This is a genomic window from Paenibacillus lignilyticus, assembly GCF_017942085.1.
GTDB classification, from domain to species: Bacteria; Bacillota; Bacilli; order Paenibacillales; family Paenibacillaceae; genus Paenibacillus_Z; species Paenibacillus_Z lignilyticus.
The window spans coordinates 1-433 of sequence record NZ_JAGKSP010000062.1; the positions used below are offsets into that span (position 1 = coordinate 1).

The 433-nt window shown below is 65.4% G+C and carries 1 protein-coding gene; it reads right to left on the minus strand.

All coding sequences use genetic code 11. The annotated features are described in order from the left end of the window. A partial coding sequence (locus I8J30_RS32710; RefSeq protein ID WP_210664507.1) for a hypothetical protein occupies positions 1–343 on the minus strand: 343 nt, incomplete at its 3' end. Positions 344–433 lie beyond the last annotated feature (90 nt).

A 433-nucleotide genomic window follows, 5' to 3' on the forward strand; every position in this document is an offset into this window, starting at 1 on the left:
CCTTCTGCTCCCACGCCCACCGGGCGAGGTCGCTTTCCGGCGCCTGCGGTTTGCCGTCCGGCAGGCCCCTGGCGCGAAGTTCCTGCCGCAGGGCATGGGCGAAGGCCGCCGGGAACGCCCTGCGCGCCACTCTCAATTCCAGCGGACCCACCGGCCTTGGGGTACCGGAGGGGTGGACGGCACGCCGCTCCTTGTACACGGCCTCCGCCTGCGACCGTGCCTGTCGTACCTTGCGTGCGTCCGCTTGCAGCGGCCGCAGCCGCTCGCGGGGCTCGACTGTGAGTTCCGCGTGCCTGACGGCACTGCGCGCTAGGACATCTGCGTGGGCCAGAACGACAGTCATCGGGTCCGCCAGCTGATCTGATGAGCACACGTCTGAACTCCTGTTACTGTTGTATCTTATTTCCTCTCTTCTTCTTCAATTTATGTGATT